Raw genomic sequence first — 22,956 nt, 5'->3', positions numbered from 1 at the left:
TCACCTCCCCGTTCGTGACGCACAGCACAACACAGCGGCCCGATCGCTGTGCATTGCGCCCATTGTGACCGCTGACACGGGCAGGCAGTCTCAGCGGGACGTACTCGTGACCCAATCGTCGCCGTCCCGGTAGTTCCGGAAACGGCGATCTCCCCGACGCAGAGGAGCAGTGGGCCCCTTGGCGCAGCCGACCGGCAGCCAGCGAAAGACCGACACAGCGCCCACAGCCCGGCTCGAGATGACCGGGATCAACGTCGCCTTCGGCGGCGTGCTCGCCCTGACCGACGTCTCGCTCACCGTCGAGCCCGGTCAGGTGCACGGGCTCATCGGCCCCAACGGCGCAGGCAAGACGACGTTGTTCAACGTCGCCTGCGGCCTCGTCCGGCCGACCTCCGGCCGCATCGTGTGGCGCGACCGCGAGCTGACCCGGCTGCGCCCCAGCCAGCTCACCTCGCTCGGCATCGCCCGCACGCTCCAGGGTGTCGGCCTGTTCGCCGGCATGACCGTGCTGGAGAACGTGATGGTCGGCGCGCACCGCCACGCGAAGGCCGGCTTCCTGTCGGCCCTGCTGGCGCTGCCGATGTCGGACAAGGACGAGAAGCGCCTCCGCGAGCGGGCCATGCAGGCCCTCACTGAGCTCGGCGCCGAGAGCTACGCCGGCCGCTACCCGGGCAGCCTCCCGTACCCGGTGCAGAAGCGCGTCGCCCTGGCCCGCGCGCTCGTGGCCGAGCCCGACCTGCTGCTGCTCGACGAGCCCGCCAGCGGTCTGTCCGAGGACGAGATGCACGAGCTCGGCGAGCTCATCCGCTCCGTCGTCGGCCGGATGAGCGTGCTGCTGGTCGAGCACCACATGGACCTGGTCATGCGGGTCTGCGACCGGATCACCGTCCTGGACTCCGGCAAGCAGATCGCCGCCGGCACCCCGGCCGAGGTGCAGGCCGACCCCGCGGTCACCGAGGCCTACCTCGGCGACGCCGTCGACGTCGAGGCCGACGCGGCGGAGCTGACCCACACGGACGGAGGACGCCACCATGGCTGAGGCACACGGCGCCACGGCGGTCTCCGCCACCACCGGCGGCGGCACCGCGACCGGCACCCGCCTGCTCGAGGTCGAGGGCCTGACGTCGGCCTACGGACCGGTCCGCGCGCTCGACGGCGTCTCGCTGTCGGCCGAGGCCGGGCGCATCACCGCCGTCCTCGGCGCCAACGGCGCGGGCAAGACGACGCTGCTGCGCACGATCAGCGGCCTGGTCCGCCCGGTCGCCGGCCGGGTCCTGCTCGACGGCGCCGACATCACCAAGGCCCCCGTCGAGGCCATGGTGGCCAAAGGCATGGCGCACGTCCCCGAGGGCCGTGGCGTCATCGCCGAGCTGACCGTGGACGAGAACCTGCGGGTCGGCGCGCTGTTCCGCGGCAAGGTCGCCAAGTCCGAGTACGACCGGATCTACGACCTCTTCCCGCGGATCGCCGAGCGCCGCAACAACCACGCCCACACGCTCTCCGGCGGTGAGCGGCAGATGCTGGTCATCGGCCGGGCCCTGCTGGCCAAGCCGCGCATCCTGCTGCTGGACGAGCCGTCCCTGGGTCTCGCGCCGCGGATCGTCGCGCAGATCTTCGGGCTGCTGCGCCAGCTGGTCGACAGCGAGGGCCTCTCGGTCCTGCTGGTCGAGCAGAACGCCCGCAGCGCCCTGTCGGTCGCCGACGTCGGCGTCGTCCTCAACCTCGGCCGCGTGGTCGTCACCGATTCAGCGAGCGCGCTGATGGGCGACGAGGACCTCCGGCACGCCTACCTCGGTTTCTGACCCCGCCCTCCCCTCCGGTCAAGGAAGGCACACTTCGTGCAGCAGTTCGTGAACGTGACCCTCACCGGGTTGACCCAGGGCCTGATCTACGCGGCTTTCGCGCTGGCCCTGGTGCTCATCTGGCGCTCCACCCGCATCGTCAACTTCGCGCAGGGCTCCATGGCCGCTGCGACCACGTTCATCGCCCTGGCCCTCATCCAGGCCGGCTACTCCTACTGGCTCGCCCTCGTCGTCTCCCTCGCCTCGGGCTTCGTCCTCGGGGCCATCATCGAGCGGGTCATCATCCGACCGGTCGAGGGCGGCAACGAGCTCAACGCCGTCATCGTCGCCCTCGGTCTCTTCGTGGCGCTCCAGGCCCTGATCGCGATCATCTTCGGGTCGTCGTTCCAGTCCTTCCCGGCGCCGTTCGGGCTCGAGGGCTTCCAAATCGGCGGCAACCGGGTCGCGTTCACCCCGAACAGCCTCTACATCTTCGGCGCCGTCGTCGTGACGATGCTGCTGCTGGTGGCGCTGTTCCGGTTCACCCGCGTCGGGCTGGCGATGCGCGCCTCGGCCTTCAGCCAGGAGGTCTCCCGGCTGCTCGGCGTGAAGGTCGGCGGCATGCTGACCCTCGGCTGGGGCCTGGCCGCGGTCGTCGGCTCGCTCTCCGGCCTGCTGATCGCCGGCGGTGGCTTCGTCTACCCCGCCTACATGGACAGCCTGATCGTGTTCGGCTTCGTCGCCGCGATCATCGGCGGCCTGGACTCCCCGATCGGCGCCATCGTCGGCGGGCTGATCCTCGGCCTGGCGCTGAGCTACATCAGCGGCTACGCCCCGCGGGGCAGCGCGCTGGTCACCATCTCCGCCCTGGTCATCCTCATGGTCGTGCTGCTCGTGCGGCCCGGCGGTCTGTTCAGCAGCACGACGGCCCGGAGGGCATGACGATGAGCGATCTGCAGAACTCCCCCTCCACCGCCGGTCAGGTCACCGACGAGGCACCCGTCGCCGCCACCGCGGCGGCGAACGCCCCGTCCGCCGCCGCCACGACCGGCCGCACCCTCCTGCCGCAGTCCACGCTGCTCCGGCACCTGGTGCTGCTGCTCCTGGGCGCCGTCGCCGCCGTGGTGATCCTGGAGATCACCGACCCCTTCACCAACTCCCAGCTGGCGACGCTGAGCTTCTACGCCATCGCCGCCGGTGGCCTGACCGTGCTCACCGGCATGAACGGCCAGATCTCCCTGGGCCACGGTGCCCTGATGGCGGTCGGCGCCTACACCACCGCGCTGCTGCTCCAGGAGCCCGACGGGGCGCTGCCCCTGCCGCTGATCCTGCTGATCTCGGTGGTCATGGCCACCGTCGTCGGCGCGCTGGTGGGCGTGGCCGCGGCCCGGCTGCACGGGCCCTACCTCGCCGGTGCGACGCTCGCGCTCGCCGTCGGTCTCCCGGGCCTGGCCATCTACTTCCACGACTTCCTGGGCGGCGAGCAGGGCCTCCGGGTGCGCGCGCCTCGCGCCCCGGAATCCTTCGAGAGCTTCATCGGCCTGGTCTCCGGCGCCAACGCGACGAGCACGAAGTGGCTGGCCTACGTCGGCGCGATCTGCCTGCTGATCACCTACTTCCTGCTCGCCAACCTGGTGCGTAGCCGGATCGGGCGCACCTGGCGGGCGATCCGCGACCAGGACGTCGCCGCCGAGCTGGCCGGCATCAACCTCGGCGCCTGGCGCGTGCTGGCCTTCGTCGTCAGCGCCGCGGCCGCGGGTCTCGCGGGTTCCGTGCTCGCCCTCGTCGTCCGGCTCGCCGCGCCCAGCGGGTTCACGCTGGTCCTCTCGCTGTCGCTGCTCACCGCGATCGTGATCGGCGGCCTCGGCAGCCTGCTCGGCGCGCTGCTGGGCTCGGCGCTGCTGGTGTTCCTGCCGCCGTGGGTGACCGACCGCGGCATCGACTTCGGCCTGAACAACACCGAGGCCGCCCAGCTCGCCCCGTTCGTCTACGGCGTCGTGCTCATCGTGGCGATGATCTTCGCCCCGGGCGGCTTCGTCGGCACCGTCCGGCTGCGCTGGATGACCCAGAAGGCCAAGCGCGCCGCGGCAGCCCGCGCCGCGGCCGGCTCGAGCGGGGGGTGAGGACGACCCGATCCTCCGGCCCGCTCCCCCCGCTCTCCACCCCCACCCAGACCCCCGGGCACCAGCGCCCGGGCAGCATCAGAGGAGAACTGTTGTCCAGATCCTCCCGGCGCCTCGTGTCCGTCCTGGCCGCAGCCACCGTCGTCTCCACCATCGCCGCCTGTGGCGGCGGTGACAGCGGCGGCGGCGGCGGTGGTGGCGGTGGCGGTGGCGAGAACGAGGCCTCCGACATCGGCGTCACCGAGGACTCGATCAAGCTCGGTGCGCACTTCCCGCTCACCGGCGTGGCCGCTCCCGGCTACAGCGAGATCCCGACCGGCGTCCAGGCGTACTTCGACTACGTGAACGAGAACGGCGGCATCTACGACCGCCAGATCGAGTACATCTACCGCGACGACGCCTACAACCCGACGAACACCAGCACGGTGGTCAACCAGCTGGTGCTCGAGGACGAGGTCTTCGCGATCGTCGGCGGCCTCGGCACGCCGACCCACAGCGCCGTCCTCGACTTCCTCAACGCCGAGGGCGTGCCGGACCTCTTCGTCTCGTCCGGCTCCCTCCTGTGGGGCGAGGACCCGGAGACCAACCCGTACACCTTCGGCTGGCAGACCGACTACGAGAGCGAGGGGAAGATCATCGGCGAGTACATCGCCAACGAGTTCCCGGACGCCAAGGTCGGGCTCTTCCTCCAGGACGACGACTTCGGCGAGGACGGCGAGGCCGGCATCCGGGAGTACATCGACGACCAGATCGTGGCCGCCGAGCGCTACACCCCGGGCAACACCAACGTGGGCCCGCAGATCGCCGCGCTGCAGGCCGCCGGTGCCGACTTCGTCGTCGGCTTCAACGTGCCCAGCTACACGGCGCTCTCGCAGCTGACCGCCCTGCAGCTCGGCTACAAGCCGCAGTGGTTCTACTCCAACGTGGGTTCGGACCCGAACCTGGTCGGTTCGCTGCTCGGCCGCTTCTCCCAGGGCGCGGTGAGCGACGCCAGCCTGCTCGACGGCGCGCTGACCACGGGCTACCTGCCCACGGTGGACATGACCGACAACCCGTGGATCCAGCAGTTCCAGGAGATCTGGGACGCGTCCGGCCAGGAGGGTGAGCTCACCAACTACCGGGTCTACGGCATGGCGATGGCCTACACGACCGTCCAGGCCCTGCAGGCCGCCGGCCAGAACCCGACCCGTGATGGTCTGGTCGAGGCCATCGAGCAGGTCGGTGCCGACTGGGAGGGCCCGCTGTTCGCGCCCTTCCGGTACTCCGAGGAGAGCCACATGGGCACCAGCGGCATGACGATCGAGCGGATCTCGGGCAACGGTTCCGAGGAGGTCCAGCCGGTGCGCATCACCGACCTGGGCGAGGACATCTCCGAGTTCGACGGCGAGGCGACCACCCCGCCGGAGAACGGGATCCCCGAGGAGGAGGCGTACGAGGGCTGATTGAAGGACTCCCTCGCCCCCCACCGCTCGCACGCTCGCGGCGGGACCCTGCGAGGGAGCCGTTCCAGCACCTTCGGCAGCGGGCCGTCGGTCTCCTCCGGGAGCCGGCGGCCCGCTGTCGTCCGCCCAGGCCTCGAGAGCCCCTGCGCTCTGATGGTGCTGCTCGTGCCCTGGTGGCCCGGCAGGACCGGCAGAGCGCGAGGAGCACCCGCAGAGCCGGCCGCCGTGCCGACGCTTCACCGCCGAAGTGTGTGCCCAGGAGAGCCGGGTAGGAGCGCCGCCGTGGGCGCCCGGGCGGGGCGCACCCCAGAAGGGAGCGACATGGTCGGCGGTCCGGGACGCGATGCACGCACCATCCGCCGCGCGGTCGTCACCGGTGGCGCCGGCTTCCTCGGCTCCCACCTCTGCGAGCAGCTGCTGGAGCGCGGGGTCGAGGTGATCTGCCTCGACAACTTCCTCACCGGCTCACCCGAGAACGTCCGGCACCTGATGGAGCACCCCGGCTTCCGGCTGGTCCGCTGCGACGTCACCGACTTCGTGCACGTCCCGGGCGAGGTCGACCTCGTCCTGCACTTCGCCTCGCCGGCCAGCCCGATCGACTACCTGAAGATGCCGATCGAGACGCTCAAGGTGGGCAGCCTGGGCACCCTGCACACCCTGGGCCTCGCCCACGAGAAGGGCGCCCGCTACGTGCTCGCCTCCACCTCCGAGGTCTACGGCGACCCGCTGCAGCACCCGCAGACCGAGGAGTACTGGGGCAACGTCAACCCGGTCGGTCCCCGGGGCGTGTACGACGAGGCCAAGCGGTTCAGCGAGGCCATGACCACCGCGTACCGGACGTCGAAGGGCAGCGACACCGGCATCGTGCGGATCTTCAACACCTACGGCCCGCGGATGCGCGCCGACGACGGCCGCGCGATCCCCGCCTTCGTGGGTCAGGCGCTCGAGGGCCGCCCGCTCACCGTCGCCGGCGACGGGTCCCAGACCCGCTCCATCTGCTACGTCGACGACACCGTCGCGGGCATCCTGGCGATGGCCTTCTCCGACCAGCCAGGACCGATCAACATCGGCAACCCCGACGAGCTGTCGATGCTGCGGCTCGCCGAGTGGATCGTGGAGCTCACCGGCTCGTCGTCCCCGATCGACTACATCGACCTGCCCGTCGACGACCCGAAGGTCCGCCGCCCCGACACCACGCGCGCCGAGGAGCTGCTCGGCTGGCGGCCGCAGGTGCGCTCCGAGGACGGTCTCCGCCGCACGGTGGAGTGGTTCGCCGCCCAGCGCGCGGCCAGCCGGGCGCTCGCGGTCTGAACCGGCTGTGACCAGCTCCGACGTCGGCGAGTGGTCGGTGTCACACCGGTAGCGGGGCCCGTCCAACTAATCTGGTCGGCGCAGGCTCGGGGGGAGCCGCACCACCCCCCGAGTCGAACCAGAGAGCGAGCATGGGCCGCCACGCCGATCCCACCCCTGCGCGTCGCAGGGCCTCCCTGCCCGTCGTCGTCGCCGCCGTCGTCGCGGTCCTGCTGGTCGCCGGCGGGGTGACCTGGTTCCTGTCGGGCTCCGGGTCCTGCGACACCCGGCAGACCGTCGGGGTCACCGTCGCCCCCGAGCTCGGATCGCTCGCCGAGGACCTGCTGGCCGAGCCGGTGGAGCTCGACGACGGGCTGTGCGCGGTCGCGGAGGTGACGGCGCAGCAGCCCCTGCAGACGGTGGGTGACCTGGCCGCGCTCGAGGCCGACGCGCTGCCCGACGTGTGGGTGCCCGACTCCTCCCTGTGGGCCGCGCGTGCCGGGAGCGCCCCCCTCGAGCCGGTGGGGTCCTTCGCCTCCTCCCCCGTGGTGCTGGCCACCAGCCAGGACGCGGTCGACGCGCTCGGCTGGAGCGACGGCGCCCCCGGCTGGGCCCAGGCCCTCGCCGGCGAGCAGCCGCTCGCCGTCCCGGACCTGGCGACCAGCGCCGAGGGTCTGGCGGCGCTGGCGGCCGTCCGAGGGGCCCTGGGCGGTGGCGAGGACGCCGACAACGCCGTCGTGCAGGCCGTCCTGGCCGCTCAGCGCGGGCCGGCGACCTCGGCCGCCGAAGGACTGGACGCCGGCCGGAGCGGCGGCGTGGACGCCCCCCTCGTCCCCGTGAGCGAGCAGGAGGTCTACAGCACCAACTCCGCCGCGGCCCAGCAGGACCAGGGCTCCTCGCTCGTGGCCGTCTACCCCACCGAGGGCAGTCCGGCGCTGGACTACCCGGTGCTGCGGATCGGCGCTCCGACGGGCGACGCGGCGACCGCGGTCGGGGCGATCGTGGACCGGCTGACGTCGGACACCGCCCGCGACGCCGCCCTGGAGGCCGGATTCCGCGACGCCGACGGCTCCGCGCCCGGGAACGCCGGCGACGCAGGCATCCGGCAGGAGGCTCCCCCGGCCCTGGCGCTGGACCCCGCGGCCGTGCAGGCGCTGCTCGGGCGGCTGTCCAGCCTGGCGTCGCCGTCGCGCATCCTGGCTGCCTTCGACGTCTCGACGTCCATGGAGGCCCCGGTCGGCGACGGCACCCGTGCCACGCTGGCCCGTGACGCCGCGAAGGCCACGCTCTCCCTGGTGCCCGGCGAGTACGCCCTGGGGCTCTGGGCGTTCGCCTACCGGCTGGAGGACGGGCAGGACTGGACGGAGCTCGTCCCCACCCGCGAGCTGGACGCCGACGTCGAGGGCCGGTCGCAGCGCGACATCCTCGACGCGCAGCTCGACACCGTCCCGGAGCGGCTGAGCCGCGGCGGCACAGGGCTGTACGACACGACGCTGGCTGCCGTGCAGGCCGCGCGGGAGGACTACGACCCGACCGCCGTCAACAGCGTCCTGGTGCTCACCGACGGCACGAACGAGGACGACGGCGACGGCCTCTCGCTGAGCGACCTCCTGAGCCGGCTGACCGAGATCTCCGACCCCGAGCGGCCGATCAAGGTCATCGGGGTCGCCCTCGGCCCGGACGCGGACCTGGCCGCGCTGGAGCAGATCGCGGAGGCGACCGGTGGCGAGGCCTACTCCGCCGTCGACCCCGCCGACCTGCAGACGGTGCTCTTCGACGCCCTCCGTCAGCGCGGCTGAAGCAGCCGGTCGAGGGCGGCCACGACCTCGGCGACGGGAATCCTCGCCAGCGCGGGGTCGAGCTCGGTGCCCCACGGATCGCCCGTGCCGTCGCCGTGCCACAGCACCACGTGCTGGGGGCGCGGCGGCGGCCCCCACAGCGCCGGCGACACCGGCCCGAACAGCACCACCGAGGGTCGCCGGTAGGCCGTGGCCAGGTGCGCGACGCCGGTGTCGCCGCAGACCACCACACGCGCCGCGGCGACCACGGCGGCGAGCTCCATCGACGTCGTCCGGCCGGCGAGCACCGCGTCCTCGCCCAGCCCGGCGGCCGCGGCGACCGACCGCGCCAGCTCCACCTCCGCCGGACCGCCGGTGATCCGCACGTCGTGGCCGGCATCGGCGAGGTGCCGGGCCACGGCGGCGAACCGGTCCGGCGGCCAGCGACGCCCGGGAAAGGCGGCCCCGGGGTGGACGACGGCGACGTCACGGACCGGCGGGGGCACGCCCGGGACGGCGAGGTCGAGCGCGTCGGGGTCGGCGGCGACACCCAGCCCTTCGGAGACCAGCCGGCACCAGCGCCGCACCTCGTGCTCGTCGGGGTACCAGGTCGGCCCGGGATAGCCGGGGCTGTCGAAGGTGAGCAGCCGGCCGGGCGCCAGGTCGGCCACGACGACGTGCGAGGCGGGCCCCTTGCCGTGCAGGTCGACCGCGAGCTCGGGTGGCGGACCGGTCCAGTCCAGGGGTTCCAGCTCGCGGGCGGGCAGCACCTCGTCGACGGCGTCGATCAGCTCGGCGAGCGGGCGCAGCGACTCGGTGGTGGCGAGCACCAGCCGGTGGTCGGGCACGGCGGCCCGCACCGCGCGGATCGCGGGCACGCCGGTGAGCAGGTCCCCGAGCCCGAGCGGCCGCAGCACCACCGCCCGCGGGGGGCCAAAATGGCCATTTCGGCCCACGTTAGACGCGGGAGCGCTCGACCAGCGCGGTCGTCGAGTGCCCGTCGAGATAGGGCAGCACGACGGCCTGCCCGCCCCAGCTCCGCAGCACCTCGGCCTCGGGCAGGTCCGCACCCGCGTAGTCGCCGCCCTTGGCCCACACGTCGGGGCGCAGCCGCTCGAGCACCGCCGACGGGGTGTCCTCGTCGAAGACGACGACGGCGTCGACGAACTCCAGCGCCTCGAGCACCCGCGCCCGGTCCGGCGCGCTGACCAGCGGCCGCGAGGGCCCCTTGAGCCGGCGGACCGAGTCGTCGGAGTTGATGCAGACCACCAGGCAGTCGCCCAGCCCGCGGGCGGCGCGCAGCGTCGCGACGTGGCCCGGGTGCAGCAGGTCGAAGCAACCCCCGGTGGCGACGACGGTGCCGCCGGCGGCGCGCACCCGCGCGATCACGCCGTCCGCGCCGGGCTCGGCGACCGCGTCCGGCGCGTCGTCGACGGCGTCCCAGGAGGTGGCGCCCCCGCGCGCGACGAACGCCGAGGCGGAGGCGACGGCGGCCGCGACCGCCTCGCCGGTGACCGCACCGTCGGCGAGCGCGAGGGCCGCCGACGCCGCGAACGAGTCGCCGGCGCCGCACGGGTCACCCCCGCTCACCGCCACCGCGGGCACGACCATGGGCGCGCCGGAGCCGTAGGAGAGGAGCGCGCCGCGGGCGCCCATGGTCACCGCGACCCCGCCGACGCCCCACCGCGCGATGAGCGCCTCCGCCCGCGCCCCGACCGCGGCCAGCCCCTCGCCCGGCACGTCGGGCACCACGCGGGCGGCCTCGGCGGCGTTCGGCGTGACCAGCCGGACGCCGCGCACCGGGTCGGCCCCGCGCGGGTGCGGGTCCCAGACCACCGGCCCGCGGGCCTCCGCCAGTGCCGCCCGGACGTCCGCCGCCGCCGTCGTGCCCCGGCCGTAGTCGGCCACGAGCACCGCCGCGGCCTCACGGATCGCGGTGACCGCCTCGGCCGGCAGCGCGCCCAGCCGGGCCATCGGGGCGCCGCTGTCCAGCCGGGCCACGGAGTGGTCGCCCACCCGCACCCGCTGCTTGACCGCGGTGCCGCCGGCCGCCGGGACCTCGATGACCCGCACGCGGCCGGCCAGCAGGGACCGCAGCCGATCGGCGTCGTCGTCGGAGTCGAACGGCGCCACGAGCACCACCTCGCGCGAGCCGGCAGCGGCGGCGATGACGGCGGCGAGCGCCGCACCTCCCGGGCGCTCCCGGCGCTCGATGTCCTCGACCACGGGCACCGGGGCGTCGGGGGTCAGGCGCGAGGCCGACCCCACGAGGTCGACGTCGAGCAACGCGTCGCCGACGACGACCAGCGGCCTCATCGGGCGGTCCCGAGCCTCGGCCCGGACGGCACCCGCGCGGGCTCGGCGAGCACCGCCTCGTCGAAGGCGGCGCAGACCAGGTGCAGCGCGACCAGGTGGCACTCCTGCACCGTCGCCGTCCACGGGGAGTCGATGCAGACGGCGTCGTCGGCGGCGCCGGCCAGCGGGTTCGGCGCGGGGCCGGTCATCGCCAGCACGGTGATGCCGCACTCGCGGGCGCGCCGGGCGGCGGCGACGGCGTTGGGCGAGCGGCCCGACGTCGACAGCAGGACCAGGACGTCGCCGGGACGGCCGTGCGCCTCGACCTGCCGGGCGAACAGCTCGTCGGCCGGGTAGTCGTTGGCGATCGCGGTGAGCGAGGACGTCTCCGCGGTGAGGCAGATCGCGGAGAACGGCGGCCGGTCGGCGCGGTAGCGGCCCACGAGCTCGGCGGTGAGGTGCTGCGCCTGGGCGGCGCTGCCCCCGTTGCCCGCGGCCAGCAGCCGGCCGCGCGACTCGGAGCAGAGCACGTCGGCCAGCAGCTTCCCCCAGCGGTCGAGGGCGTCGAGCTGGCCGTTGAGGGAGCCGAGGGCGGCGGTCAGCGAGGCGACGTGGTCGGCACCGGTCAGGTGGGTGCACGTGTCAGGCGCCGGCACCGAGGCAGCCACGTTCTCGAAGAAGGAGTGCGGGGGGATGCTCATCGGGCGACCTCCACGGGGCGACGGCGGGCGAGGACCTGCCGGTAGACGGTCTCGGTGTCGGCGACGACCCGGCTCCAGCGGTAGCGGGCGCGGGCCCGCTGCACGCCGGCGGCGCCGTAGGCGGCGCGCCGGTCGTCGTCGGACAGCAGCGCGGCGAGGACCTCGCCGAGCCGCGCGGGGTCCCGCGGGGGCACGAGGTCGCCGGTGACGCCGTCGGCGACCGAGTCCTGCAGCCCGCCGACGGCGGTGGCGACGACGGGCCGTCCGCAGGCCATGGCCTCCAGCGGGGTGATGCCGAAGGGCTCGTACCAGGGCACCGCGAGCACGACGTCGGCCGAGCGGATCCACGCCGGCACCTCGGCGCGGGCCACGGCGCCGGTGAACACCAGCCGGTCGGCCACCCCGGCCTCGGCTGCGACGGCGCGCAGCCGCCGGATCTCCGGATCGCCGTCCAGCTCGGCCTCCGGCGGTCCGCCGACGACGACGAGCTCCGCGTCGGGAAGCGCCCGCAGGGCGCGCACCGCGTCGTCCTGACCCTTGCGCTCGACGATCCGGCCGAGCACCAGCAGCCGCTGCCGGTCCGAGCGCGGCGCGACAGGTCCCCGCGGGGTGAACTCCGAGGTGTCGACGCCGCACGGCACGATCGAGACGCGGTCGCTGGTCAGGCCCAGCCGGCGCAGCTCGAACACCTCGTCGGAGCAGGTGGCCACCACGTGACTGACGTCGCGGCACAGCCCGCGCTCGAGGTCGATCCGCTCGGCGGGCGAGGTGTCGGCGTCGCCCTGGTGGCGCCGCTTCACCGAACCCAGCGCATGGAAGGTCTGCAGCACCGGGACCGGCCGCAGCAGGCTGGCCGAGGCCTCGACCGCCGCCAGCCCGCTCATCCAGAAGTGGGCGTGCACGACATCCGGCCTCGCGGCGGCCCAGCCGTGCCGGAGCACGCGGGCGAAGGCGGGCATGTGCTGGAGCAGCTCGTCCTTGGGCAGCGGCTCGGCGGGGCCGGCGGTCACGTGGACGACGTTGTAGCCGTCCTGCACCACGACCCGCTCCGGCAGCGACGCGTCGTCCCGGCGGGTGTGCACGGTGACCTCGTGCCCGCGGTGGGCGAGGCCGGCGGCCAGGGCGGCGACGTGCACGTTCTGCCCGCCGGCGTCCACGCCGCCGATGGCGGCGAGCGGGCTGGCGTGCTCGCTGACCAGGTCGATCCTCATCGGATCACCTCCTCGAGGAGGGCGTCCCAGTCGCGCAGGAAACGGCCCAGCCCGTAGCGCTCCAGGGCCGCCGCGCGGGCGGCCTTCCCCGCCAGCCTCGCCGCGTCCTCGTCGTGCACGAACTCGCGGACGGCGGCCCACAGCCGTTCGGGCCGGGTGGAGAGCACGCCGGCGTCGGCGGGCACGGCCTCCACCGCCTCCGTGGTGGCCAGGCCGACGACCGGCAGGCCCAGGTGCATGGCCTCCAGCAGCGACAGCCCGAGCGAGGTCCAGCGCACCGGGTGCACGTACACCCGGCGGCGGGCGAGCTCGGTGTGCATGGCGGCCTGCGGCGGGTCGTCGTACAGCGTGACGCGGGCGGGGTCCAGGCCGTACTGCTCGTGCAGTCCGGTCAGGCCCATGCCGAAGACGTCGACCGGCGCGGCCTGCGCCAGGCCCGGCAGCAGGTCGGCGCCCACGGTGCGGCCGCGGCGCACGGGCTCGTTGGTGACGACGGCGGCGTGCGGCAGCTCCCCGGTGTAGCGCTCCCCCGGGTCGACGATGCCGTGCTCGATGACCGTCGTCGGCGCCCGGCCGTTGTCGTAGAAGAGCTGGTTGAAGTAGGTGACGTGCGCGATCGGGATGTCGGACCGGTCGGCCAACGGGTGCCGGGTGTGCGGGACCGGCCCGTCACCCGGTTCCAGCCCCGGCGCGTTGTGCTCGAGGAAGACGGCGGGCAGGTCGCGCCCGGGCTCCCGCCCCAGCCACTCGCGGACCAGCTCGAGGTCGCGCGGGCGCTGCAGGACGACGACGTCGGCGTCCTCGGCCCGCAGCTGCTCGGGGCTCACCTCGCGCACCGACGCCGGCCAGTCCCACGTGCGGGCCCGCCCCAGCCCGTCGGGGCCGCGGTCGGCGACGACCGGCACGAGGTACTCGTGCCGGCCCTGGACGAACGCCGTCGTCCACGACCCGTGCACGTGCCAGACCAGGACCTTCACGCGCTCACCAGCTTCTCCACCGCCGCGACGACGTCTGCTGCGCTCACCGAGGTCAGGCAGGGGTGGCCGGGCACCGGGCACTCGCGGGCCCGGCTGTCGCGGCAGGGCGCCGCCTGGTCGCCCAGCAGCACGGTCGGCACGCCGTAGGGCGCCCAGCGGGCGGCCGGCACCACCGGCGAGAAGAGCGAGACGACCGGTGTCCCGACGGCGGCGGCGAGGTGCGCCGGGCCGGTGTTGCCGACGACCACGGCCGCGGCGCCGTCGAGCAGCGCGGCCATCTCCGCCAGCGAGGTGGCCCCGCCGAGGTCGACGCCGCGGGTGCCGGCGACGGCGGCGGTGAGCTCCCGCTCGCCGGGTCCGCCGGTGACCAGCACGCGGTACCCGGTGTCGGCCAGCGCCTCCACGGCCTCGGCGCAGCGCTCCGCCGGCCAGGCGCGGGCGGGCACCGAGGCGCCGGGGTGCAGCACCACGTAGCCCGGCTCGTGCCCGACCGCGGACAGCGGACGGCGGACCGCCAGCCGGCCGTCGTCGCCGTCGGGCAGCTCGAACCCCGCTGCCCGGGCGAGCGAGAGCGCCCGCTCGGGCTCGGGGAGGTCGTCGTCCACCCGGTGCCGCACGTCGAGCAGCGAGCCGGGGTAGTCGACGCTGATCGCCGAGATCCGCGGCACCCCCGCGGCGCGGAGCAGCAGGGCCAGGGGCAGCGGCGACTGGTGAAACGACGTGGAGACCACCGCCTCGTCGGGCGCCAGCGAGCGCACCCGCTCGGTGAACGCGGCGAGGTCGCCGGCGTCCACCGGTGGCGGGTCGCCGAGGATCCAGGGGCACGCCCAGGTCCAGACCTCGTCGACGCCCGGGAGCAGCTCGGCGGCCGCGGCGCCCGCCGGGCCGGCGAGGAAGACCACCCGGTCGGCGCCGTGCGCCACGGCCCGCGCCAGCGGCCCCTGGAGGAGCACGTCGCCGGCGTTGTCCAGCCGGGCGACGAGCACCGTGCGGCTCACCAGTGCCCGCCCAGCACCTCGTCGACCGCGGCCGGGAGGGTGGCGACGACGTGCGGCGCGGCCGAGACCTCCTCGCGGCGGGTGACCGGGGTGGGCACGAGGATCCCGCGCGCGCCCGCCGCCGCGGCCGCCTCCACGTCGGCGCCGATGTCACCCACCACGACGCAGCGGGCGGAGTCGACGTCGAGCTCGGCGCAGGCCGCCTTGACCATCCCGGGCGCGGGCTTGCGGCAGGCGCAGCCGTCCTCGGGCCCGTGCGGGCACACCTGGACGGTGTCGAACGGGCCGAGCAGCTCCGCCAGGCGCGCCATGCAGGCGTCGACCTGCTCCCGCGTGATGAGGCCGCGGGCGACGCCGGACTGGTTGCTGACCACGCCGATCCGCACCCCGCGGGCGCGCAGCCGGTCCAGCGCCTCCTTCGCGCCCTCGACCGGCCGGACCCACGCGGGGTCGCCGTTGTAGGGGAAATCGTGCACGAGCGTGCCGTCGCGGTCGAAGAGGACCAGGTCGGGCAGCCCGCGCCACCGCGGCACGCCCACGTGCCGGACGACCCCGCGCAGCCAGTGCCAGGTGGCCAGCGGGGGGATGAGCGCGCTGGTGATGGCCATGGTGGCCACCTCGGTGCCGGTCCGCGGGCCGGGGGCGATGCGCGCCCAGGCGAACTCCGCGGTGCCCGCTGCCCACAGCCCGGTGGCGGCCAGCGCGGCACGCGGACGCCGCGCGAGCGCCAGACCGAGGGCGGCCAGCGCGGCGGCGGTGACCGCCGTGTGCTGCGGACGGCGGCCGAGCGCGGCGTCGGCGCGCTCGCGCCAGGCGGGGCCGTGCAGCCGGCGCATCAGGACGTCGTCGGCGTTGCCGGCCTGCACGCGGACGCTGATCCAGCGGTCGGCCGGGCGGACCGGGTGGGTGATCCAGCGCTCGCCGCGCACCAGCCGCGCGCCGGTGTCCATCACCCGCAGCGCGAGGTCGGAGTCCTCGCGGAAGGCGCGGGGGTAGCGCTCGTCGAACCCGCCCACCGCGGCCAGGGCGGCGCGTCGGTAGGCGAGGTCGGCGGTGATCCAGCTGGAGGTGGCCAGCCCCGCCGTGCCCCGCTCCCAGTCGGTGGGGCGCCGGTGCTCCGGCAGCGGCACGCGGACCCGACCCTGGCTGCCGGCGACGTCGGGGGCGAGGCCGGTCAGGTCCTGCTCGAGCCGGGCGTACCAGTCGCGGTCGGTCACCACGTCGTCGTCGAGGAAGGCGATCCACTCGGTGCGCGCGGTGCGCCAGCCCAGGTTGCGGGCGCGGGCCGGGCCACCGCCGCCGGTGCGGACGACGCGGACCGGGGGGAGACCGGGCCGCTCGGGCCGCAGCGGCTCCCCGGCCGGGCGGTCGTCGACCAGGACGATCTCGGCCGGGCGCGGACCCGGGGCGGCGGCGAGCGCGTCGAGCAGCACGTCGAGCGACGGGCGCCCGATCGTGGGCACGACGACCGTCACCTGCGCGAGCATGATCGCGTCGTGCCCGGTTCGGTTCCGCCGAAACGCTACGGGCTCGAAGTGTCGGCGAAGTCCGGGCGACCTCCCGAAAACGGCGCGGGAGGCGGCTCAGTGGCGGTCGCGGGTGGCCGCGGAGACGCGCGCGAGGGCGTCGGTGACCACCCCGACGTCGTCGCCGAGCAGGGCCAGCAGGTGCGCCACCATGCCGTCGTGGGTGACGGCGGCGTCCTCGACCCGCTGCCGCCCGGCCGGCGTCAGCCGGGCGTGCAGCAGGCGCCGGTCACCCTCGCCGCGCTCGCGCACGACCAGGCCCTGCGCGACCAGCCGGCCGATCGTGCTGGTCACCCCCGGCCGGGAGAGCCCCACGGCCTCGGCGACGTCGCCCATGGAGGCCCGCTCCCCCGGCGACTCGGCGATACGGCGCAGCGCCTCGAAGCCGGTGAGCGAGAGGTCGTGGTGGCGGTGGAGCGCCGAGTCGACCCGCCGGGTGATCCGGTCGTGCACCTGCACGATGCGCGACCACGTCTCGGCGGGCCGGGGAGCTGCTCCGGGAAGAGTGGCGGCGTCCCGCGGGACACCGCGCGCGAGCGCGTCCTCGGACCGTTGCACGGGCCCGAGGTCCCCGGATCGGGGAACGCCGAAACCAGGCCGTATCGCCGGCCCGCGGCTGTCGTCAGGCGCTGTGCGGGGAGTCCCGGCCGCGCCGCTCCGCGTGCTGCCGCCCGATCACGGAGACCAGCGCACCGACGGTGCCGACGAGAGCCACGGCCGCGGCCACGAGGGAGGCCAGGGCGAGGGCGCCGCCGGCACCACCGACCGGCTGGTCCGCGGCGGCCACCTGCAGGTCCACCCCGGTGGAGACCGCGGAGTCGGCACCGACCAGGTCGAGGGTGGCGGGGCCGGCCTCGGCGGCGTCCGGGATGCGGACGTCGACGCGCACCGCGCCGTCGGGACCGGCCGTGGCCGTGGCGATCACGGTCTCGGTGCCGCGCAGCAGGATGTCGACCCGCTCGCCGGGCAGGAAGCCGGCGCCGCTCAGGGTCACGGTGCCGCCCGGGATGACCGCGTTGCCGGGCGCGGCCGAGCTGCTGACGGCGGGAGGACCGCCCGCCGTCGGCGCACCGGCGGCGTCGGAGGTACGCGTCGGTGCGTCCGGGGTGGGCCCGGGCGTCGTCGGGCGCGAGGAGCTCGAGGGCGCGCTCGGCCGCGAGCTGGTCCCGGTGGAACCGCCGTCGGACGGCGTGGCGCTCGGGCTGGTCGGCTCCACCGTGGCGGTGGGCGTCGAGGGCGGGGTCGGCGCCGGGTTGCGCACCGCCTCACAGTCCTCCGTCGTGGGCCGGGTCAGCGTCCAGTCCTCGAGCTCGTCGACGTAGGTGACGCCGGAACCGTCGCGGGCGGTGAACTCCAGCCGCGGGTCGATCGTCTCGCCGGGGGCGACGTCGCCGGTCTGCAGGAGCCCGGTGCCCTGCGGGACGAGGGTGACCTCGTCCTCACCGGCGGGCTGCCGGGTGGTGGACAGCCGGACCGTGTAGGCCGCGGTGCCGGCCACCAGCTCGACGACGATCCCGCCCGGCTGGCAGCTGGGCCCCCGGGTCACCTGGGCGTCGGGGCGCGAGGGGTCGTCGATGGCGAGCGCGGGGCCGGCCACGGCGACCGCGGCCGCCATCGCGGCCACGAGGAGACCGGTCACGACGCCGGCGGGGAGGGCGAGGCGCATGAACCGGTCCGACGTCTTCTTCGTCGGCTCGGCAGTCGGCGCAGACCTGGTGCTCAGCCCATCCCCCGTTTCGGTGCACTGGAGTTTCAGATGATGCCGGAAGTGACGCTTCGTTGCTACGCCGTTACGCGCGTGTCGTGCGGCGTGTCGCGAATTCGTTCCCGGATCGGCCGTTCCCCAACCACCGCGCGGCACCCGGCGACGTCGGTGAGATCGCGGTCACTACGGTGACCGCGTGGACGGAGCGGGTGCGGGACGGCGTCGGCAGAACGAGGTGTACCGGGCCGGGGTGTTCGGCCACTCCCCCGCGGTGCCGGTCGGGATCCGGCGGCTGCAGGAGCGGGCCAAGCGGGTGCTGGACGCCCGCGCGTACGCCTACGTGGCCGGTGGCGCCGGGGACGAGGCGACGCAGCGGGCGAACCGCGCCGCCTTCGACAGGTGGGCCGTGGTGCCCCGGGTGCTGCGCGACGCGAGCGTCCGCGACACCTCCGTGGAGCTCTTCGGCAGGCGACTGCCCGCCCCCCTCCTGCTCGGGCCGGTCGGCGCGCTGGAGCTGGTGCACGCCGAGGCCGACCTCGCCGTCGCCCGGGCCGCCGCCGCGACCGGTGTGCCGATGGTCTTCTCGAACCAGGGCTCGCGGTCCATGGAGGAGTGCGCGGCCGCGATGGGCGACGCGCCCCGCTGGTTCCAGCTCTACTGGTCGACCTCCGACGAGCTCGTCGAGAGCCTGATCGGCCGGGCCGAGGCAGCCGGCTGCGAGGCGCTGGTGGTCACCCTCGACACCACGATGCTCGGCTGGCGCCCCCGCGACCTCGACCTCGGCCACCTGCCCTTCGCGCTGGGCAAGGGCATCGCGCAGTACACCTCCGACCCGGTGTTCCGGCGCCTCGTCGAGGAGCGGGCGGCCTCGGCCGGCCCGCGGGAGCCGCAGCCCCGGCCCACTCCCGCCGCCGTGAAGGCGCTGGTCTCCATGGCGAAGGCCTGGCCCGGCTCGTTCCGCGACAACCTGCGCTCGCCGCTGCCGCGCGCCGCCGTCGAGACCTTCCTGTCGATCTACTCCCGCCCCTCGATCAGCTGGGACGACCTGGTCTGGCTGCGGTCGAGGACGCGGCTGCCGATCCTGCTCAAGGGCGTCCTGCACCCCGACGACGCCCGCCAGGCGCTCGACGCCGGCGTGGACGGCCTGGTGGTCAGCACCCACGGCGGCCGCCAGGTGGACCGCTCGATCTCCGCCCTGGATGCGCTCCCCGACGTGCTCGGCGCGGTGGCCGGGCGGGTGCCGGTGCTGCTGGACAGCGGCGTCCGCAGCGGCGCCGACGTCTTCACCGCTGTGGCCCTCGGGGCGACGGCGGTGCTGCTCGGCCGCCCCTTCGCGTGGGGGCTCGCGCTGGCCGGCGAGCAGGGCGTGCGCCAGGTGATCGAGGACGTCGTCGGCGAGTTCGACCTGACGCTGGGCCTGACCGGGCACACCGCCGTCGACCAGCTCAGCCCCGACATCCTCCGCCGGGTGGGCTGACCGACCCTGACCGTCCCGACGGACCCGGAGCTGCGATGACGAGGGAACCCACCAGCCGACGCACCTGGGACCTGCTGGTCGTCGGTGCCGGTACGGCCGGGCTGATCGGAGCGCAGACGGCGGCCGGGCTCGGCGCCCGCGTGCTGGTCGTCGAGTCCGGCGGCTTCGGGGGCGACTGCCTGTGGACCGGTTGCGCGCCGTCCAAGGCGCTGCTGGCCGCGGGCGCCGCGGCGGCCGGGGCCCGGCGGGCCGCGCGCTTCGGCGTGCACGTCGACGGCGTCCGGATCGACGGCGCGGAGGTGATGGCCGCCGTCCGGCGGGCGATCACCACGATCGAGCCCGTCGACTCCCCCGACGCGCTGCGGGCGGCCGGGGTGACCGTCGCCGTCGGCACGGCCCGGTTCACCGGCCCGCGGACGGCGGAGATCGACGGCCGGCCCGTCCGCTTCCGCCAGGCGCTGGTGGCCACCGGGTCCCGGCCGTTCATCCCCCGGATCCCCGGGCTGGAGTCGGTCGACGTGCTCACCACCGAGACGGTGTGGGAGCTCGGCACCCTCCCCGCGCGCCTGGCCGTGGTCGGGGCCGGCGCCAGCGGCTGCGAGCTGGCCCAGGCCTTCGCGCGGCTGGGCACCGAGGTCGCGCTCGTGGAGTCCGCGGACCGCATCCTGCCCGGGGAGGACCCCGCCGCCTCCGACGTCCTCCTGGCCGCGCTCCGGGCCGACGGGGTCGACGTGCGCACCGGCGCCACGGTGGACCGGGTCGGCGAGGGCCGGCTCGTGCTGGCCGACGGCACGACGGTCGGGTTCGACCGCCTGCTGCTCACGGTCGGCCGGCGGCCCCGCACCGAGGGCCTCGGCCTGGGCGCCGCCGGCGTGGACGTCGACGAGCGGGGGAACGTCGTCGTCGACGCGACGCTGACCACCACCAACCCGCGGATCCGGGCGGCCGGCGACGTCACCGGCCATCCGCCCTACACGCACGTCGCCGGGGTGCACGGCAGCCTGGCCGCGACCAACGCCGTGCTGGGCCTGCGCCGCCGGGTCGACCTCTCCGCCGTCCCCCGCGTGACCTACACCTCCCCGGAGATCGCCGCCGTGGGCGAACCCACCGGTGCCCTGGCCGACGACCGCCGGCTGGTGGAGCGGCCGCTGCGCAGCGCGGACCGCTCGGTCACCGACCAGGACGACGCCGGCTTCTCCCGCCTCGTGGTCGACAGCGGGCACCGGGTGCGGGGGGCCAACGTCGTCGGACCGCGGGCCGGCGAGGCGCTGGCCGAGCTCGTCCTCGCGGTGAGCCAGGGGCTGACGACCGGCGACCTGGCCGGGGCGATGCACGCCTATCCGACCTTCGCCGATCCGCAGTGGAACGCGGCGATCCGCGACGTGCGCCGGCGCCTGGCCGGGCCGGCGGCCCGGCGGGTCCTCACCGTGCTCGCGCTGACCCGCCGGGCGGTGCTCGCCGTCCGGCGCTGAGCCCGGTCGCCCGGGCCCCCGATCCCGGGGTGGGCGCCCCCGGCGCGGATGATGCTCCGGTGACCGCACCATCCCTGCGCGCCCAGCTGTTCCGCCGCAAGCCCGTGGCGGCGCTCGTCGCCGAGAGCGAGCAGGGCAGCGGGCTGGCCCGCCGCATGGGCCTGATCCCGCTCATGTGCCTGGGCATCGGCTCGACCATCGGGACGGGCATCTTCTTCGTGCTGAGCACCGCGGTGCCCGAGGCCGGCCCCGCCGTCGTCGTCTCGTTCGTGCTGGCCGCGATCACCGCGGCGCTGACCGCGCTCTGCTACGCGGAGCTGGCGTCGTCGATCCCGGCGGCCGGCTCCTCCTACACCTACGCGTACGCGACGCTCGGCGAGGTCGTGGCCTACGGCGTCGGCTGGTGCCTGGTGCTCGAGTACGGCGTGAGCTCCTCGGCGGTGGCCGTCGGCTGGAGCGAGTACCTGAACCAGCTGCTCGACGACACCCTCGGCGTCCGCATCCCCGACGCGCTCTCGGCCGCACCCGGCGCGGGCGGGCTGGTCAACCTGCCGGCGCTGTTCCTCGTGCTGATGTGCGCCCTGCTGCTGGTGCGCGGGGTGCGGGAGTCCGCGCGGGCGAACGTGGTCATGGTGGTCGTGAAGATCGCCGTGCTGCTGCTGTTCGCCGTCATCGCCTTCACGGCGTTCGAGCAGGGCAACTTCACGCCGTTCGCGCCCATGGGCGTCGCGGGGATCAGCATGGCGGCGTCGTCGATCTTCTTCTCCTTCATCGGCCTGGACGCCGTCTCGACCGCCGGGGAAGAGGTCAAGGACGCCCGCCGCAACCTGCCGCTGGCGATCATCGGCGCGCTCGTCGTCGTCACCGTCGTCTACCTGCTGGTGGCGTTCTCCGCGGTCGGCGCGCAGCCGGCCGAGGGCTTCGAGGGCCAGGAGGCCGGGCTCGCGGTGATCCTGCAGGACGTCACCGGGTCGAGCTGGCCGGCCATCCTGCTGGCCGCGGGCGCCGTCGTCTCGATCTTCTCCGTGACGCTGGTGACGATGTACGGCCAGACGCGGATCCTGTTCTCGATGAGCCGCGACGGCATGGTGCCGGCGTTCTTCAGCAGGGTCGACGAGCGCCGCCGGACGCCGGTGCGCGGCACGGTCGCGGTCGCGCTCTTCGTCGGCGCCCTGGCCGGGTTCGTGCCGCTGGACTTCCTCATCGACCTGACCAGCATGGGCACGCTCGTGGCGTTCACCGTCGTCTCGGTGGGCGTGATCGTGCTGCGGCGCATCGCACCCGACCTGCCTCGGGGATTCCGGGTGCCGGGCTACCCGGTCGTGCCGGTGCTCTCCATCGCCTTCTGCGCCTACCTGATCACCGGGCTGTCCGGCGTCACGTTCGCCCTCTTCGCCGGCTGGCTCGCGCTGGCCGCCGTGCTCTACGTGACGTACGCGCGGAAGAACTCGACGCTGCGGCGCGACTCCCCGGCCTCGTCTTGACGCGCACGTGTGGCCTGGGTCACAGTAGGAGCCGGGCGGGGGTAGCCGGGAACGAGTGGCTACCCACTGCTGGGTAGACCGACCAACGCGGCCAGACCGTCAGAGCCGGCCCCCCGCCCCTCTTCTTCCTCCTCCGCGCGCCCGAACCGGCCGCTCCGGGGCCTCGCCGTGTGATCATCCGGCGTTCCCGGACGGGCGACGACGAGGAGCACCATGACCACCGGCACCGAGCGGACGGCACGGCCCGGCCCTCCGACGTCCCTCCGCCCGGCATGGCCCTCGATCGTGCTCGGCGCGCTCATGGCCGCGGCCGCCCTGGCCGCGACCCTGGCTCCGGTGCGGGCGCGCGCCGCAGCGGCCGCGGCCTGCGACGTACTGGAGCGCGGAGGCTGGATCTGGCTGCTGCTGGCCGCGACCGTGCTGCTCGTCGTGGACGTGGCGGTGTCCGTCGGGCTCTGGGCGGCCTTCCGGAGGCACGGCTGGTCCGGCGTCGCGGCGGCGGTCGTGGCCGCGGTCGTGGTCCTGGGCCTCACCTCGGTCGTCTTCCTCGTGCTCACCGCGATGCCCGACGGCTACCCGACCCCGGAGGGCAGCTGCCCCGGCGGCCGGCCGCCGTGGTGGCCGGACCACCTGCCGGGCTGACGGGACGTGCGGGGGCACCGCCGCTCTGCTGGTCGAACTCGCGCTCTGCGGGCC

The 22,956-nt window shown here is 75.1% G+C and carries 20 protein-coding genes; 11 read left to right on the top strand and 9 right to left on the bottom strand.

Going from position 1 to position 22,956, the window contains the following annotated elements; all coding sequences use genetic code 11:
• Nucleotides 1–238: 238 nt before the first annotated feature.
• The 7 genes from DQ244_RS01015 (at nt 239) to DQ244_RS00985 (ending at nt 8,435) form a co-directional block, all read left to right on the top strand.
• Complete coding sequence (locus DQ244_RS01015; RefSeq protein WP_233491092.1) at nt 239–1,039, top strand: ABC transporter ATP-binding protein; 801 nt, start codon at nt 239–241, stop codon at nt 1,037–1,039.
• Complete coding sequence (locus tag DQ244_RS01010) at nt 1,032–1,802, top strand: ABC transporter ATP-binding protein (protein WP_113809631.1); 771 nt, start codon at nt 1,032–1,034, stop codon at nt 1,800–1,802. Before DQ244_RS01015 ends, DQ244_RS01010 begins: the two co-directional genes overlap by 8 nt.
• Nucleotides 1,803–1,838: 36 nt before the next feature.
• Nucleotides 1,839–2,723, top strand: coding sequence for a branched-chain amino acid ABC transporter permease (locus tag DQ244_RS01005; protein WP_113809630.1), 885 nt, complete (start codon nt 1,839–1,841; stop codon nt 2,721–2,723).
• Between the two features lie 2 nt (nt 2,724–2,725).
• On the top strand, nt 2,726–3,904 hold the full coding sequence (locus tag DQ244_RS01000) for a branched-chain amino acid ABC transporter permease (RefSeq protein WP_113809629.1): 1,179 nt from the start codon (nt 2,726–2,728) through the stop codon (nt 3,902–3,904).
• A gap of 92 nt (nt 3,905–3,996) precedes the next feature.
• A complete protein-coding gene (locus DQ244_RS00995; RefSeq protein WP_233491091.1) occupies nt 3,997–5,346 on the top strand; it encodes an ABC transporter substrate-binding protein in 1,350 nt (449 codons plus the stop codon).
• Nucleotides 5,347–5,667: 321 nt separating this feature from the next.
• Nucleotides 5,668–6,657 (top strand): UDP-glucuronic acid decarboxylase family protein, encoded by a 990-nt coding sequence (locus DQ244_RS00990; protein ID WP_113809627.1) that lies wholly within the window; start codon nt 5,668–5,670, stop codon nt 6,655–6,657.
• A 131-nt stretch (nt 6,658–6,788) separates the two neighbouring features.
• Nucleotides 6,789–8,435 (top strand): substrate-binding domain-containing protein, encoded by a 1,647-nt coding sequence (locus tag DQ244_RS00985; protein ID WP_113809626.1) that lies wholly within the window; start codon nt 6,789–6,791, stop codon nt 8,433–8,435.
• Here the strand turns inward: DQ244_RS00985 and DQ244_RS00980 are convergent.
• The 9 genes from DQ244_RS00980 to DQ244_RS00940 all read right to left on the bottom strand — a co-directional run bounded on the left by DQ244_RS00980 (nt 8,423) and on the right by DQ244_RS00940 (nt 17,788).
• The gene (locus DQ244_RS00980; RefSeq protein WP_233491090.1) at nt 8,423–9,331 is read right to left on the bottom strand and encodes a glycosyltransferase family 9 protein; all 909 of its coding nucleotides are present in this window, start codon (nt 9,329–9,331) and stop codon (nt 8,423–8,425) included. The genes DQ244_RS00985 and DQ244_RS00980 overlap by 13 nt on opposite strands.
• 40 nt (nt 9,332–9,371) lie before the next feature.
• Complete coding sequence (rfaE2, locus tag DQ244_RS00975; RefSeq protein WP_113809624.1) at nt 9,372–10,730, bottom strand: D-glycero-beta-D-manno-heptose 1-phosphate adenylyltransferase; 1,359 nt, start codon at nt 10,728–10,730, stop codon at nt 9,372–9,374.
• Nucleotides 10,727–11,410 (bottom strand): SIS domain-containing protein, encoded by a 684-nt coding sequence (locus DQ244_RS00970; protein WP_113809623.1) that lies wholly within the window; start codon nt 11,408–11,410, stop codon nt 10,727–10,729. The genes rfaE2 and DQ244_RS00970 overlap by 4 nt, the downstream gene beginning before the upstream one ends.
• On the bottom strand, nt 11,407–12,621 hold the full coding sequence (locus DQ244_RS00965; protein ID WP_113809622.1) for a glycosyltransferase: 1,215 nt from the start codon (nt 12,619–12,621) through the stop codon (nt 11,407–11,409). The genes DQ244_RS00970 and DQ244_RS00965 overlap by 4 nt, the downstream gene beginning before the upstream one ends.
• Nucleotides 12,618–13,598 (bottom strand): glycosyltransferase, encoded by a 981-nt coding sequence (locus DQ244_RS00960; protein ID WP_113809621.1) that lies wholly within the window; start codon nt 13,596–13,598, stop codon nt 12,618–12,620. Before DQ244_RS00960 ends, DQ244_RS00965 begins: the two co-directional genes overlap by 4 nt.
• Nucleotides 13,595–14,596, bottom strand: coding sequence for a glycosyltransferase family 9 protein (locus DQ244_RS00955; protein WP_113809620.1), 1,002 nt, complete (start codon nt 14,594–14,596; stop codon nt 13,595–13,597). Before DQ244_RS00955 ends, DQ244_RS00960 begins: the two co-directional genes overlap by 4 nt.
• Nucleotides 14,593–16,083, bottom strand: a complete 1,491-nt coding sequence (locus DQ244_RS00950) for an HAD-IIIA family hydrolase (RefSeq protein ID WP_113809619.1) — start codon at nt 16,081–16,083, stop codon at nt 14,593–14,595. Before DQ244_RS00950 ends, DQ244_RS00955 begins: the two co-directional genes overlap by 4 nt.
• A 96-nt stretch (nt 16,084–16,179) precedes the next feature.
• Complete coding sequence (locus DQ244_RS00945; RefSeq protein ID WP_113809618.1) at nt 16,180–16,680, bottom strand: MarR family winged helix-turn-helix transcriptional regulator; 501 nt, start codon at nt 16,678–16,680, stop codon at nt 16,180–16,182.
• A gap of 64 nt (nt 16,681–16,744) precedes the next feature.
• Nucleotides 16,745–17,788 carry a hypothetical protein gene (locus DQ244_RS00940; RefSeq protein WP_113809617.1) on the bottom strand — a complete coding sequence of 348 codons (1,044 nt, stop codon included), beginning with the start codon at nt 17,786–17,788 and terminating at the stop codon, nt 16,745–16,747.
• Nucleotides 17,789–18,023: 235 nt separating this feature from the next.
• Here DQ244_RS00940 and DQ244_RS00935 point away from each other — a divergent pair, with 235 nt between their 5' ends.
• The 4 genes from DQ244_RS00935 (at nt 18,024) to DQ244_RS00920 (ending at nt 22,902) form a co-directional block, all read left to right on the top strand.
• Nucleotides 18,024–19,304, top strand: coding sequence for an alpha-hydroxy-acid oxidizing protein (locus tag DQ244_RS00935; protein ID WP_113809616.1), 1,281 nt, complete (start codon nt 18,024–18,026; stop codon nt 19,302–19,304).
• 35 nt (nt 19,305–19,339) lie between these two features.
• The gene (locus tag DQ244_RS00930) at nt 19,340–20,776 is read left to right on the top strand and encodes an NAD(P)/FAD-dependent oxidoreductase (protein ID WP_113809615.1); all 1,437 of its coding nucleotides are present in this window, start codon (nt 19,340–19,342) and stop codon (nt 20,774–20,776) included.
• Nucleotides 20,777–20,835: 59 nt separating this feature from the next.
• Complete coding sequence (locus tag DQ244_RS00925) at nt 20,836–22,260, top strand: amino acid permease (RefSeq protein WP_113809614.1); 1,425 nt, start codon at nt 20,836–20,838, stop codon at nt 22,258–22,260.
• Between the two features lie 213 nt (nt 22,261–22,473).
• Complete coding sequence (locus DQ244_RS00920) at nt 22,474–22,902, top strand: hypothetical protein (protein WP_113809613.1); 429 nt, start codon at nt 22,474–22,476, stop codon at nt 22,900–22,902.
• Nucleotides 22,903–22,956 lie beyond the last annotated feature (54 nt).

Origin of the sequence: Blastococcus sp. TBT05-19 (assembly GCF_003319095.1) — a bacterium.
In the GTDB taxonomy this organism is placed as follows: Bacteria; Actinomycetota; Actinomycetes; order Mycobacteriales; family Geodermatophilaceae; genus Blastococcus.
This window is presented reverse-complemented; position numbering and strand designations above follow the sequence as displayed.